Origin of the sequence: Nocardia sp. NRRL S-836 (assembly GCF_001279525.1) — a bacterium.
In the GTDB taxonomy this organism is placed as follows: domain Bacteria; phylum Actinomycetota; class Actinomycetes; order Mycobacteriales; family Pseudonocardiaceae; genus Lentzea.
On record NZ_LGDY01000091.1, the window covers coordinates 274,975 to 287,728 of the forward strand.

Here is a 12,754-nt window from a genome sequence, read left to right on the forward strand (position 1 = left end):
AGCGAAAAGGGGGTCCCTCCGGCCGGAGGGACCCCCTTTGCTCACGACGTCACCTGGTCGGCGTGGGGAGCTTCAGGTCCTTGACGAGCTGGCAGTACTTCCACTTGCCAGACTCCTTCTTGAACGTGTAGTCGATGTCGAGCGACTGGGACTTCCCGCCGAGCTCCGAGACGCTGTTGATCTTGACCTTCGCCTCGTCACCGGAGATCGTGGCGCCCTTGTAGCTGAGCTTGGGCGACGGCATGTCCTTGAACTGCTCCGCCAGCTTCCGCTGCTCGGGGGTGAGGTTCTTCTCGATCTCCGCCGCCTCGTCGAGGACCGGCTTGCAGGTCATCGACTTGGCCTTGCTCTCGTTCTTCGCGACGGCCGCGGCGATGTACTCCTCGGCGACCTTCTTGACGTCGGCCTCGTCGTTGCCGCCCGACTTGCCGTCGGAGCTGCCGGGGTCGGACGCGGTGGTGCTGGAGTCGCTCGACCCGTTGCCGGAGAGCATGACGGCGGCCGTGACGCCACCGCCGACCAGCACGAGCACACCGACGACCACGCCGATGATCAGGCCGGTCTTGCTCTTCTTCGGCGGCGGGCCACCGAAACCGGGGCCGCCGTAACCGGGCTGCTGGCCGTACGGGCCGGGCTGCTGGCCGTAGGGACCCTGCTGGAACCCGCCGGTGGGCGGGCCCTGCTGGCCGAACGGGTCCTGCTGCGGCTGGCCGTAGCCAGGCTGGGGCTGGCCGTAACCAGGCTGCGGGGGCTGCTGCCCGTAGCCCGGCTGCTGGGGCTGGCCGTATCCGGGCTGCGGCTGCTGGCCGTAACCCGGCTGCTGCGGCGGCTGCTGCCCGTACGGACCACCGGGCTGCGGCTGCTGCCCGTAGGGACCGGGCTGCTGCGGCGGGTAGGTCATGTGGAACTCCCCCGAACTGGATGAGGTTGTGGTGCTTGCCGTGAGCTTTCAGGTGTGACGCGTCAGCCGGTGGAGCGGCTTTCCTTCACCGAGGACTTGCCGCAGACGAGCCAGCCGGAGTCCTTCTTCTGCAGCGTCATGCTGTACAGGATGAAGCCCTTCTCGCCCTTGGCGTTCACCAGGTCGTCCATCCGCAGGTCGAACGTACCGGTGTCACCCGAGACCGACACCTTGCTCACGTTCACCCTGGGGGCGGTCTGCGGTGGCTGCTTCGCGCCCTCGCCCTCCTTGATGAAGCCGGGACAGGCCACCTCGGAGAACTTCGCGGCCGTCATCGAGCCCTCTTTCAGCGACGCGAGCATGATGTCGCCGAACTTCTTGGCGGTCGTTTCCGCGGCCTTGTCCTGACCACCTGGGTTCTTGCCGTCGGTCGTGGAGGTCTTCGGGCTGCTCGTGGTGCTCGTGTCGCTACCGGAGGTGGGGCCGGGGGTGACGTCCGGCGCCGCGGACTTGCCGTCGTCGCCGCTGAGCAGCACGGCGGCCGTGATGCCGCCGCCGAGGACGACGACCACGGCCGCGATCACGCCGATGACCAGGCCGGTCTTCTTCTTGGGCGGCGGACCGCCGGGGCCGCCGTAACCCGGCTGCTGGCCGTACTGACCCGGCTGCCCGTAGGGCCCCTGCTGCCGGCCGTGCGGAGGCTGCTGCGGGTACCCGCCGCCCGGCTGGCCGAACGGCGCCTGCTGCGGCTGGCCGTACGGGCCGGGCTGCTGTCCGTAGCCGGGCTGCTGCGGCTGGCCCCAGCCGGGCTGCGGCTGCTGGCCGTACCCGTGTTGCGGCTGCGGGCCGTGCGGACCGCCTGGTTGCGGCGGGTAGGTCATCGAAACTCCCCCGATGCGAATGCAGTGATCTTTCCGCTGCACATTGTGGTGCCTGGCGCCGGAGCGCGTGGTCGAACGGCCGTCATCGGCGCGCGCGAGTGGCCGGGCACACCACGTGGGGTGGCCGGCCCGCGTTGCGAAGGCCCTGCCCGATAACGATTGCGGCAACTCCACCGGGAATCGAGGGCGATGCGCTGCGCTGTCGGGGTGGTGCGCCCCTTGCGCCGGCAAAACCACCCGGTTGGCCGCACGCCGGCCGGAGGTGTCGGAGATCCGTCTCGGCGGGTCCTCCGACGAGCGAGAACGAGGTGGGTAGCGGTGCGTGACCGCCGAACGGAGCACCAGATCGTCCACCTGGTGGGACGGCGGCACGAACACGCCCGTCGCCGGGCCGAGAACCGTACCAGGTGTGTCCGGGGTCGTCGGAGGGGTGGTCGCGGAGCGTGGGAACGGGTCACCCGAACCGGTGCTCCCATGACCCTCTCCTCCGACTTCTCGCAGGTCGGGCCGCGTGCCGTGGCACGAGGCGCCGACCGCGGTTTCCGGGACGCACGGTAGCGGGTAAGCGGGCGAACCGGACACCGAGATGGAGCAGTTGACCTCTGTTGGAGGCGGAGCCGTTGCGTCACACGAGCGAAGATGATGTTGTGGGTACCCCATTTTGTCGGTGATCGCCGGTACCGTAATCGGTACGTACACGGGAGGAGGGTGCCGACATGCAGCACGGTCATCCCGGCAGCCAACCCGATGAGGGTGGCGAGCTGAACCAGGGCAACAATTCCGCTGAGCTGACTGCGCAGATCAGGTTCCTCGAGGACGAGATCGCGTCGTTGCGTCGCAAGCTGACCGAGTCGCCGCGGCACACGCGGTTGCTCGAGCAGCGCTTGGCTGAGGCGACTGAGCGCGTCAGCCAGCTGACCGAGCGAAACACGAAGCTCATAGACACCCTCCGCGAAGCACGAAGCCAGCTGCTCGCGCTGCGTGAGGAGGTCGACCGGCTGGCCCAACCGCCCAGCGGGTACGGCGTCTTCATGGCGCGGTTCGACGACGGGACGGTGGACGTCTTCACCTCCGGCCGCAGGATGCGGGTCGCCGTGTCCCCGGCGGTCGAGCCGGAGAAGCTGTCCTTCGGCCAGTCCGTCCGCCTCAACGAGGCGCTGACCGTCGTCGAGGCCGGTGGGTTCGAGCGATCGGGTGAGGTCTGCGCGCTGCGGGAGGTGCTCTCCGAGGAAGGGGAGGACCAGATCGCCCGCGCGCTGGTCGTCGGCCACGCGGACGAGGAGAGGGTGGTCTGGCTCGCCCAGCCGCTGCTCGACTCGCCGCTCAAGCCCGGCGACTCGCTGCTCGTCGACTCGAAGGCCGGCTTCGCCTACGAGCGCGTGCCCAAGGCCGAGGTCGAGGACCTCGTGCTCGAAGAGGTCCCGGACATCGACTACTCCGACATCGGCGGTCTGTCCCGGCAGATCGAGCAGATCCGCGATGCCGTGGAGCTGCCGTTCCTGCACGCGGACCTGTTCCGCGAGTACGAGCTGCGCCCGCCCAAGGGCGTGCTGCTCTACGGCCCTCCCGGCTGCGGCAAGACGCTCATCGCCAAGGCCGTCGCCAACTCGCTCGCCAAGAAGGTGCGCGAGATCCGCGGGGAGACCGACAAGCAGGCCAAGTCGTACTTCCTCAACATCAAGGGTCCCGAGCTCCTCAACAAGTTCGTCGGCGAGACCGAGCGGCACATCCGCCTGATCTTTCAGCGAGCTCGTGAGAAGGCGTCCGAGGGCACCCCGGTGATCGTGTTCTTCGACGAGATGGACTCGATCTTCCGCACCCGCGGTTCCGGTGTGTCGTCCGACGTCGAGACGACGATCGTGCCCCAGCTGCTCTCGGAGATCGACGGCGTCGAGGGCCTGGAGAACGTCATCGTCATCGGCGCCTCCAACCGCGAGGACATGATCGACCCGGCGATCCTGCGGCCCGGCCGCCTCGACGTGAAGATCAAGATCGAGCGGCCGGACGCCGAGGGCGCGAAGGACATCTTCAACAAGTACCTGACGCCGAACCTCCCGCTGCACGCCGACGACCTCGCCGAGTTCGGCGGGGACCCGAAGGCCTGCATCGAGGGCATGGTGCAGCACACCGTCGAGCGCATGTACGAGGAGTCGGAGGACAACCGGTTCCTGGAGGTCACCTACGCCAACGGTGACAAGGAAGTCCTGTACTTCCGGGACTTCAACTCCGGCGCCATGATCCAGAACATCGTCGACAGGGCCAAGAAGGCGGCGATCAAGTCGCTGCTCGACACCAAGCAGCCCGGCCTCTCGGTCCGGCACCTGCAGGCGGCCATCATCGACGAGTTCGCCGAGAACGAGGACCTGCCGAACACCACGAACCCCGACGACTGGGCACGCATCTCGGGCAAGAAGGGCGAGCGGATCGTCTACATCCGCACGCTCGTCACCGGGAAGAACCAGGAGGCGGGCCGGGCGATCGACACGGCCACGAACACCGGCACCTACCTGTAGGACAGCACACCCGAACCGCCCCGGTCGCTCCTCGCGGCCGGGGCGGTTCGGCGTTGTCAGACCAGGCCCGACTCGTAGGCCGCGATCACCAGCTGCGCCCGGTCGCGTGCGTGCAGCTTCGCCAGCAGGTTCCCGATGTGCGTCTTCACCGTGCCCGTGCTGACGTGCAGCGCCGCCATGATCTCCGCGTTGGACAGCCCGCGGGCGATCAGCAGCAGCACCTCCTTCTCCCGCTCGGTCAGCCGCTCCAGCCCCCGCACCGCCGGTGACGAGGGGCGGCGCACGAACTCCGCGATCAGCTGCCGCGTGACCGACGGCGACAGCAGCGACTCGCCGGACGCCACCACCCGGATCGCGGTCAGCAGCTCGGCCGGCGGCGTGTCCTTGAGCAGGAACCCGGAGGCACCGGCGCGCAACGCCCCGAACACGTACTCGTCGAGGCCGAACGTGGTCAGCACCAGCACCTTGGGGCCGTTCAGCCGCCGGGTTGCCTCGATGCCGTCCACCTCCGGCATGCGGATGTCCATCAGCACGACGTCGGGCTCCAGCGACGCGGCCAGCGCGACCGCCTCGGCACCGGTGCCGGCCTCGCCCACCACGGTCAGGTCCGGTTCGTTGTCCACCAGCAGGCGGAAGCTGGCGCGCAGCAACGCCTGGTCGTCGACGATCAGCACGCGGGTCATCGGTGCGGCAGCTCCGCCACGACCCGGAAGCCACCGCCGGTGCCCGGTCCGGCGCTGAACTCGCCGCCGTACACCGCCACCCGTTCCCGCATCCCGATCAACCCGTGTCCCACACCGAGCTCCTTCACCCCAGGTCCGTCGTCGGTCACCTCGACCCGCACCGACGACGGCGTCACGTCCACCACCACCGTGCACGAGGCCGGTGCCGCGTGCTTCACGACGTTCGTCAGCGCCTCCTGCACGATCCGGTACGCCGACAGCCCGACGCCCTCCGGCACGGCGGCGTCACCCCGCACGTCCAACGTGACGCGCACGCCGGCCAGTGACGCGCGGTCGGCCAGCTCGGCCAGCCCGTCGAGGCCGGGGGAGGGGGCCAGCGCGGCGTCGGAGCGCAGCACGCCGAGCAGCCCGCGCATCTCGGTCAGCGCGGCCCGGCTGGTCTCGGAGATGACGGTCAGGGCCGCGTAGGCATGTTCGGGTGAGCGCACATGTGCGGCGTTGCCCGCCTGCACCGCGATCAGGGAGAGGTTGTGCGCCACCACGTCGTGCAGCTCGCGGGCGATGCGCATGCGTTCGTCGGTCAGCGCCTGCTCGGACCGCTGGGAGAGCTCCCGCTCCAGCATCGACCGCCGCAGCCGGGTCGTGTAGCCGATGGCCCACACGGCGCCCAGCGAGGCGATGACGACCAGCACGTTCTCCGGTTCCCCTCCGGAGACGCCGGAGATCGCGACCACGGCGACCGCGCACCCGGCGAGCGACCACGTCCGTGAGCACTGCACGGCGACGGTGTACAGCGCGAAGCACACCGCCCCCACCGGGGCGCCGAGCGCTTCTGTCGGCAGCACCTGGCCGATCACCACCGCCACCGTGGCCGCCGTGGTGACCGCCAGCGCGGGCACCGGCCAGATCCGCCGCACCGCGACCGGCAGCGCGACGAGTGCGGTGGAGGGCAGGACGAGCCACCACGGCTTCTCCTGGTGCTCCACCATGGCGTAGCCCACCAGGACGCCGATCACCACCGCGGCGGTGAGGTCGACCAGGTAGAGGTGCAGTCTCGCGATCACGGTCCCGACCGTAACGAGCACCCGGCCGCGACGCCTCGGACCACGGTCCGATTCCCTGGTTCGGACCTCGGGCCGATCCGCCGCACGTGCGCACAGCCGACGCTGTTGCGCATGATCGAGGTGCGGAACCTGACCAAGAGATACGACGGCACGACAGCGGTCGACGGGCTGTCGTTCACCGTCCGGCCCGGAGTGGTGACGGGCTTCCTCGGCCCCAACGGCGCCGGCAAGTCCACGACGATGCGCATGATCGTCGGCCTGGACCGGCCCACCGGGGGCGAGGCGCTCGTCGGCGGCCGGCGGTACGCGGACCTGGACCACCCGCTGCGCCACGTCGGCGTGCTGCTGGACCCGTCGGCCGTGCACCACGGGCGCAGCGCGCTGGACCACCTGCGCTGGCTCGCGGCGAGCAACGGCATCAGCCGTGCGCGTGCGGTCGAGCTGGTGGAACGGGTCGGGCTGGGCGGCGTGCGCGACCGGCGGATCAAGGCGTTGTCGCTGGGCATGAAGCAACGGCTCGGCGTCGCGGCGGCGCTGCTGGGCGACCCGCAGGTGCTGATGTTCGACGAACCGGTCAACGGCCTGGACCCCGAGGGCGTGCGGTGGATCCGCGACCTGATGCGGTCGCTCGCGCGGGAGGGCCGCACGGTCTTCGTCTCCAGTCACCTGATGAGCGAGATGGCGCTGACCGCCGACCACGTCGTGATCGTCGCAAGAGGACGGCTGATCCAGGAGACGCCGATGGAGGCGTTGACCCGCAACGGTTCCCTGGAGGACGCCTACCTCGACCTGACCTCGGGGAGGGGACTGTGAGGAACGCACTCGCCGCGGAGTGGCTCAAGCTGCGGACCGTCCGCGCGCCGTACGGGCTGGTCGCCGTCATCGGGCTGGTGCTGGTCTCGGGCGCGTTGCTGTCGTGGCTGATGGTCCAGGACTACGACACCTCGGCGGCCGCGGAACAGGCCAGGTTCGCCTCCGCGGACAGCAGCGTGGTGATCACGCCCGTGGTCCAGTTCCTCGTCGCCGCGCTCGGCGCGCTGGTCGCGACGTCCGACCCGAGGCTCGCCGCACTGACCGCCGTGCCGGACCGGAAGCGCTTGCTGGCCGCCAAAACCGTGCTCGTCGCGGCCCTGGCCGTGGTCCTCGGCGCGGCCGCCCTCGCGGTGAGCACCGGCTCCAGCTGGTTGATCATGGGGGACCGGCCGCCGCCGATCGCGCCCTGGGACGGCCTGGGGGACGTGCTGCCGTGGACCGGTGCGGCGGTGCTGTCGATCCTCGTGACGGGTCTGGCAGGCCTGGGGATCGGGCTCGCCGTGCGGTCGACCGCCGTCACGATCGTTGTGGTGGGCCTGCTGCTGTGGGGTCTGCCCGCGATCACGCCGATGCTGCCGCCTCCGTGGCACATCGACGCCTCGGCGGTGATGGTGCCGTACCTGGTGTGGGAGGTGGCCGGCGTGGTGGAGGACCCGCCGCTGGGCCCGGTGGCCGCCGTCGCCTGTTTGCTGGCGTACGTGATGGTGACGCTGAGTACCGGAACTGTCGCCTTTCTACGACGAGATGCTTGACGTTCTCTTGGGACGGCCTTTAAGGTCGTCTCTACCTTTAATCCGTAAGGAAACTTACTTATCTAATCCGCCGCCGACAGTTCGAGAGGAGACGCTCAATGGCTTGGCAGAGGTCTGTGGTCGCGCTCGCCGCGGCACTCGTGCTCCCCCTGACCGGTGTGATGGCGGGCAGCTCGGTCGCCGCCGCGCCCGTGGGTGACGTCTCCGCGGCCGCGCTGCCGGCGGGTTCGCCCGCGGCGGTCAACGGTCAGCTGAAGGTGTGCGGCGTCAAGCTGTGCAACAAGAACGGCAAGCAGATCCAGCTGCGCGGCATGAGCACGCACGGCATCCAGTGGTACTCCCAGTGCGTCAAGACCGCGTCGCTCGACGCGCTCGCGAACGACTGGAAGGCCGACGTCCTGCGCATCTCGCTGTACGTCCAGGAGGGTGGCTACGAGTCCAACCCCCGCAAGTTCACCGACATGGTGCACGGCTACATCGAGGAAGCCACCAAGCGCGGCCTGTACGCCCTCGTCGACTGGCACCAGCTCTCGCCGGGCGACCCGAACCACAACACCACGCGCGCCAAGACGTTCTTCAAGGAGATCGCGCAGCGCCACAAGGACAAGACGAACATCATCTACGACATCGCCAACGAGCCGAACGGCGTGTCGTGGGCGAAGGTCAAGTCCTACGCGGAGGCCGTCATCCCGACCATCCGCGCGGAGGACCCGGACAGCCTCGTGCTCGTCGGCACGCACGGCTGGTCGACCTTCGGCCTGTCCGACGGCAAGGACGTCAACGAGGTCAGCCGCAACAAGGTCAACGCCTCGAACCTGATGTACACGTTCCACTTCTACGCCAAGGACCACCGCGACTCGTACCTGAACGCGTTGCGCACGGTGTCGAGCCAGGTGCCGGTCTTCGTCACCGAGTTCGGCTCGCAGGAGGCCTCCGGTGACGGTCCCAACGACTTCACCATGGCGAACAGGTTCATCACGTTCATGAAGGAGGCCAAGATCTCCTGGACGAACTGGAACTTCTCCGACGACCACCGCACCGGCGCGGTGTTCAAGAGCGGCACGTGCTCGGGCAGCGGCTTCACCGGTGAGGGGCCGCTCAAGGACGCCGGCAAGTGGGTGCGCAACCACATCCGCACCGCCGACGACTTCTGACGAACCCCGGCCCGGCGGGTCACCTGAACGGCGGTCCCACGGGGCCGCCGTTCGGCGTCGGCGGCGCCGTTTTACGGTAGTCGGCATGGCACAACTCGCTCTGGGTCTCGCGTCGCTCGGTCGTCCCGCCTACATCAACCTCGGCCGTGAGGACGCGTTGCCACGGGTGCGCGACGTCGACGCCATGCGCGCGCAGTGCCACCTCGTGCTCGACGAGGCGTACGAGATGGGCATCAGGTGGGTCGACGCGGCACGGTCGTACGGCCTCGCGGAGCAGTTCCTGTCCGAGTGGCTGCCGGGCCACGAGGACGTGACCGTGTCCAGCAAGTGGGGCTACGCCTACACCGCGGACTGGCGGCCCGACGCCGAGGTGCACGAGGTCAAGGAGCACTCGCTGGCCCGTTTCACCCGGCAGTGGGCCGAAACCTCCGCATTGCTGCCGAAGGTCGGCCTCTACCAGGTGCACTCGCTGACCGCCGACAGCCCGCTGTTCACCGACCGGGCGCTGCAGGAGGCGATGGTCGCGACCGGCGTCCCGCTCGGGTTCTCCACCTCGGGCCCGAACCAGGCCGACGCCATCCGCAAGGCCCTCGACCTCGGCATCTTCGGGTCCGTCCAGTCCACCTGGAACGTGCTGGAGACCTCCGCGGCCGCGGCACTCGGCGAGGCGCACGCCGCCGGGCTGACCGTGATCATCAAGGAGGGCATGGCGAACGGCCGGCTCGCCGTGCGGGCGCCGGAACCCGTTGTCGCGCAAGCGAAGGAGCTGGGCGTCGGCACGGACGCCGTGGCGCTGGCCGCCGTCGCCCAGCAGCCGTGGGTGGACGTCGTGCTGTCCGGTGCGGCGAGCCCGGAGCAGCTGCGGTCCAACGCGGCGGGCCTGACCGTCGAGGTCGTGCTGCCCGACCTCTCCGAACCGGCCGAGCAGTACTGGGCGACGCGGTCAGCGCTCAGCTGGAACTAGTGCGGCGCAACCACTCGCGGCCGATGGCACGCCCGTCCGGCACCAGCGGCCAGCCGGGGTCCTCGATCTTGCCGCGCAGCTCGTCCGCGGCCATCCACCCGCCCCAGGCGACCTCCTCGGGCTGGTGGGTGAACGGCCCGTCGTAGTGCGTCTCGTAGACCCACGCGTGGTAGCGGGTCAGGTCGTCGACGTAGGTGGTCTGGAACAGCGGGGTGAGCGGCGCCACGACGCCGAGCTCCTCGCGCAGCTCGCGGGCCGCCGCCTCGTCCGGGGTCTCGCCGGCGTCGATCACGCCGCCCGCCGCGTAGTCGTAGAGGCCGGGGAAGACGTCCTTGGTGTCGGTGCGGCGGTGGACGTAGACGCGTTCTCCGTCCACCGAGAACACCACGGTGAGGACGCAGCCGTGCCAGAGGTTCTCGGCCCGCATCCGTTCGCGCGTCACCTCGCCGATCACGTTCGCGTCCTCGTCGTAGAGGTTGATCATCTCCGTGTCCTCCTGTGGTCGTACGCGAGCTTGCTACCCCAGTCCGACGCCCGCTGATCACCTCCCTTCCTACCTTCGGGACCGTCAGACGTCACCGAGGAGGATTCGTGTCCACTTCCCTGCGGCTCGGCGTCGCCGAGTTCCGCGCCCGGCCGGGCCGCGCGCTGCTGCCCGGCGTCGCGCTCGTCGTCGGCGTGGCCTGCCTGCTGGCCGCCCTGGTGCTGAGCGACGCGCTCACCCGGTCGGTCGACGAGGGGGCACCGGTCACACCGTCCTCCGTGGGGCACGTGGTCGAGGTCAAGCCGCAGCCGTACGACCCCTCCGAGAGCAGCGGGGCGCAACGCACCACCGTGAAGCTGGACGACGCGCTGCTCGCGAAGCTCTCCGCCGTCGGCAGGGCGGTACCCGTGCAGGTGGCGGAGGCGGACCTGCTGGACGCGAACGGCCGCGCCGGGCAGCACCGGGCGGAGGTGCACGTCCAGCAGCCGGACCTGGTGCGCTGGCCGCTGGCGGAGGGCAGGCAGCCCGCCGCCGACAACGAGGTCGCCGTCGACAAGATCACCGCCTACGAGCGCGGGCTCAGGCCCGGTGACGGGGTCTCGCTGGCCGCCGCGGACGGGAAACCGTTCAGCGTCACCGTCAGCGGCGTCCTGAAGAAGGGCGGGATCGACTCGCGACCCGTGCTCGTCGCCGGTCCCGACCTCGCGCGCAAGCTCGACCCGCAGCCGCTCACCAAGCAGGTGTGGGTGATCGGCGGGGCACGTGACGCCGTCAAGACCGCCGCCGGTGCCTCCTACGTCGTGTGGGACCCGGAGCCGGACGCCGACAAGATCGGCAACGACCTGACGTTCATCCTGCTGCCCTTCAGCGTGCTCGCGCTGGCCACCGCCGTGTTCGTCGCCGCCGCCACGTTCCGCGCGGTCTACGCGCAACGCCAGCGGCAGACGGCGTTGCTGCGGTGCATCGGCGCCCAGCGCGGGCCGTTGGTGCGCAGGAGCCTGTTCGAGGCGCTGCTGACGGGTGTGGTGGCCGGCGTCGGTGGCGCGCTGCTCGGCGGGCCGATGGCGTGGATCCTCGCGAGGACGTTCGACGTCACCGGCATCTCCGTGCTGTTCGGCGCGGTCGAGCTCAGCCCCGAGCTGCTGCCGTCGCTGGGGTACGTGGTCCTCGGAGTCGTCGTCGCCGCGGTGCTGTCGGTCGTTGCCGCCGTTCGTCCCGCGGTCAACGCCGCGCGCGTGTCGCCCCTCGCCGCGTTGCGCGAGGCTGACAACGAGGTGCCGACGCGGTCCGTGCGCCGCCTTCGGCTCGTGTTCGGTCTTCTGTTCATCGGTGGTGCCGCGGTCCTCGCCCTGGGAGCCGTCGCCGCCAAGGGCACGGCGGCGGCGCCGCTCGCCGTCACGTTCTCCGCGATCGCCGCGGTCACGGGCCTGTTCTGGATCCTCGGCCCGGTCACGGTGCCGTTCATCGCGCGGCTGTTCGGCAAGATCGGCGGCACGCACTGGAAGCTCGCCGGCGCCGAGGTCCGCAGGATGCCGCAGCGCTCGGCGTCGGTCGCGCTGCCGTTGCTGCTGGCCAGCTCGATGGTGACGTTCTTCCTGGTCCTTCTGGGCACCGCGCAGGAGATGACCCACTCGTTCGCGAACGAGGAACGCCCGGACGCCACCGTGGTCGACGCGGGGGAGCGGCCGCTGCCCGCCATCCCCGCGCAGGACGGCGTGGCCGCCAGCGTCGCGCTGCACCGGGCCGAGAACGGGGCGGGCGCCGACCCGGAGGAGTTCAAGGCCTGGCTCAAGGCGCAGAACGTGCCCGGCGCCGAGCGGTTCACCTCCGGGACCGCGATCGTGCCGCCGCACTGGGAGGACCGGCCGTTCGTCGAGGTCGGCGGCAAGCGCTACGACGTCGTCGGGACCGTGCCCGGCACGCTCACCGGCTACACGCCGATCATCGGCGGCCTCACGTCGGGACCGACGGAGAAGGTGCTGGTCGCGCTGCAACCGGGGACCGACCCGGCGAAGTTCCGCGCGGGGCTGCAGGCCGCGCTGCCGGACCACCCGACCGTCGTCGTGCAGACCGACGCCGACGAACGCGCGGAGGCCGACCGGTACATGCACCTCGGCACCGTGCTGATGATGGTGCTGCTCGGGCTGTCCGTGGCGGTCGCCGTGACGGGCATCGGCACCGCGCTCACGATCTCCGTCCAGGAGCGCCGCAAGGAGCTCGCGCTCCGGCGCGCCTTGGGCGTCACTCGCGGCGGGCTGCAGGGCGGGGTCATCGCCGAAGCGGTCATGCTGGCCCTCGTCGGGGTCATCGGCGGTGGCGTGCTCGGGTTCGGGTACGCGGTGATCGCGATCCTGTCCCTCGGCATCCCGCTGGTGCTTCCGGCCGCATCGGTGGTGTTTCCGCTGGTCATCGGCGCGGTGGCGGTCGTGGTCCTCGCCGTGGTCGCCGCGTTCGGGCCTTCCCGCGGCGCTTCGAGGATCCGTCCTGCCGCCGGACTGGCGTCCGGGTGAATAGGGTGGTGGGGAGCTTCACCGTGAAGCTCCCC

General features: G+C 70.2%; 10 protein-coding genes and 1 pseudogene. 6 read left to right on the plus strand and 5 right to left on the minus strand.

What is annotated here, in order from left to right; all coding sequences use genetic code 11:
• Positions 1 to 49 precede the first annotated feature (49 nt).
• On the minus strand, positions 50 to 901 hold the full coding sequence (locus tag ADL03_RS48350) for a hypothetical protein (protein WP_053733480.1): 852 nt from the start codon (positions 899 to 901) through the stop codon (positions 50 to 52).
• Positions 902 to 963: 62 nt separating this feature from the next.
• Positions 964 to 1,782 (minus strand): hypothetical protein, encoded by an 819-nt coding sequence (locus tag ADL03_RS12210; protein ID WP_053733481.1) that lies wholly within the window; start codon positions 1,780 to 1,782, stop codon positions 964 to 966.
• 716 nt (positions 1,783 to 2,498) lie between these two features.
• Between ADL03_RS12210 and arc the strand changes: the two genes are divergently transcribed.
• Positions 2,499 to 4,295 carry a proteasome ATPase gene (arc, locus tag ADL03_RS12215; RefSeq protein WP_053733482.1) on the plus strand — a complete coding sequence of 599 codons (1,797 nt, stop codon included), beginning with the start codon at positions 2,499 to 2,501 and terminating at the stop codon, positions 4,293 to 4,295.
• Positions 4,296 to 4,351: 56 nt separating this feature from the next.
• Here the strand turns inward: arc and ADL03_RS12220 are convergent, their stop codons facing one another.
• Entirely contained in the window at positions 4,352 to 4,978 is a 627-nt protein-coding gene (locus ADL03_RS12220; RefSeq protein ID WP_053733483.1) for a response regulator transcription factor, read from the minus strand.
• Positions 4,975 to 6,042, minus strand: coding sequence for a sensor histidine kinase (locus ADL03_RS12225; RefSeq protein WP_197288271.1), 1,068 nt, complete (start codon positions 6,040 to 6,042; stop codon positions 4,975 to 4,977). Before ADL03_RS12225 ends, ADL03_RS12220 begins: the two co-directional genes overlap by 4 nt.
• A 111-nt stretch (positions 6,043 to 6,153) precedes the next feature.
• Between ADL03_RS12225 and ADL03_RS12230 the strand changes: the two are divergent.
• The 4 genes and pseudogenes from ADL03_RS12230 to ADL03_RS12245 form a co-directional block, all read left to right on the plus strand.
• Positions 6,154 to 6,810 (plus strand): annotated as a pseudogene (locus ADL03_RS12230) (ABC transporter ATP-binding protein); the annotation flags it as partial.
• Between the two features lie 41 nt (positions 6,811 to 6,851).
• On the plus strand, positions 6,852 to 7,607 hold the full coding sequence (locus ADL03_RS46850) for an ABC transporter permease (RefSeq protein WP_053733486.1): 756 nt from the start codon (positions 6,852 to 6,854) through the stop codon (positions 7,605 to 7,607).
• A 98-nt stretch (positions 7,608 to 7,705) separates the two neighbouring features.
• Positions 7,706 to 8,761 carry a glycoside hydrolase family 5 protein gene (locus tag ADL03_RS12240; RefSeq protein ID WP_053733487.1) on the plus strand — a complete coding sequence of 352 codons (1,056 nt, stop codon included), beginning with the start codon at positions 7,706 to 7,708 and terminating at the stop codon, positions 8,759 to 8,761.
• A gap of 85 nt (positions 8,762 to 8,846) precedes the next feature.
• Positions 8,847 to 9,725, plus strand: a complete 879-nt coding sequence (locus ADL03_RS12245; RefSeq protein WP_053733488.1) for an aldo/keto reductase — start codon at positions 8,847 to 8,849, stop codon at positions 9,723 to 9,725.
• Here the strand turns inward: ADL03_RS12245 and ADL03_RS12250 are convergent.
• A complete protein-coding gene (locus tag ADL03_RS12250) occupies positions 9,712 to 10,209 on the minus strand; it encodes an NUDIX hydrolase (protein WP_053733489.1) in 498 nt (165 codons plus the stop codon). The genes ADL03_RS12245 and ADL03_RS12250 overlap by 14 nt on opposite strands.
• 107 nt (positions 10,210 to 10,316) lie before the next feature.
• Between ADL03_RS12250 and ADL03_RS12255 the strand changes: the two genes are divergently transcribed.
• Complete coding sequence (locus ADL03_RS12255; protein ID WP_053733490.1) at positions 10,317 to 12,719, plus strand: FtsX-like permease family protein; 2,403 nt, start codon at positions 10,317 to 10,319, stop codon at positions 12,717 to 12,719.
• Positions 12,720 to 12,754 lie beyond the last annotated feature (35 nt).

What these genes read in the sequence shown, in the direction of transcription:
- ADL03_RS12245 (WP_053733488.1), top strand. Translation starts at nt 8,847, where the DNA reads ATGGCACAACTCGCTCTGGGTCTCGCGTCGCTCGGTCGTCCCGCCTAC.
- ADL03_RS12220 (WP_053733483.1), bottom strand. Translation starts at nt 4,978, where the DNA reads ATGACCCGCGTGCTGATCGTCGACGACCAGGCGTTGCTGCGCGCCAGC.
- ADL03_RS12210 (WP_053733481.1), bottom strand. Translation starts at nt 1,782, where the DNA reads ATGACCTACCCGCCGCAACCAGGCGGTCCGCACGGCCCGCAGCCGCAA.
- ADL03_RS12250 (WP_053733489.1), bottom strand. Translation starts at nt 10,209, where the DNA reads ATGATCAACCTCTACGACGAGGACGCGAACGTGATCGGCGAGGTGACG.
- arc (WP_053733482.1), top strand. Translation starts at nt 2,499, where the DNA reads ATGCAGCACGGTCATCCCGGCAGCCAACCCGATGAGGGTGGCGAGCTG.
- ADL03_RS12240 (WP_053733487.1), top strand. Translation starts at nt 7,706, where the DNA reads ATGGCTTGGCAGAGGTCTGTGGTCGCGCTCGCCGCGGCACTCGTGCTC.
- ADL03_RS48350 (WP_053733480.1), bottom strand. Translation starts at nt 901, where the DNA reads ATGACCTACCCGCCGCAGCAGCCCGGTCCCTACGGGCAGCAGCCGCAG.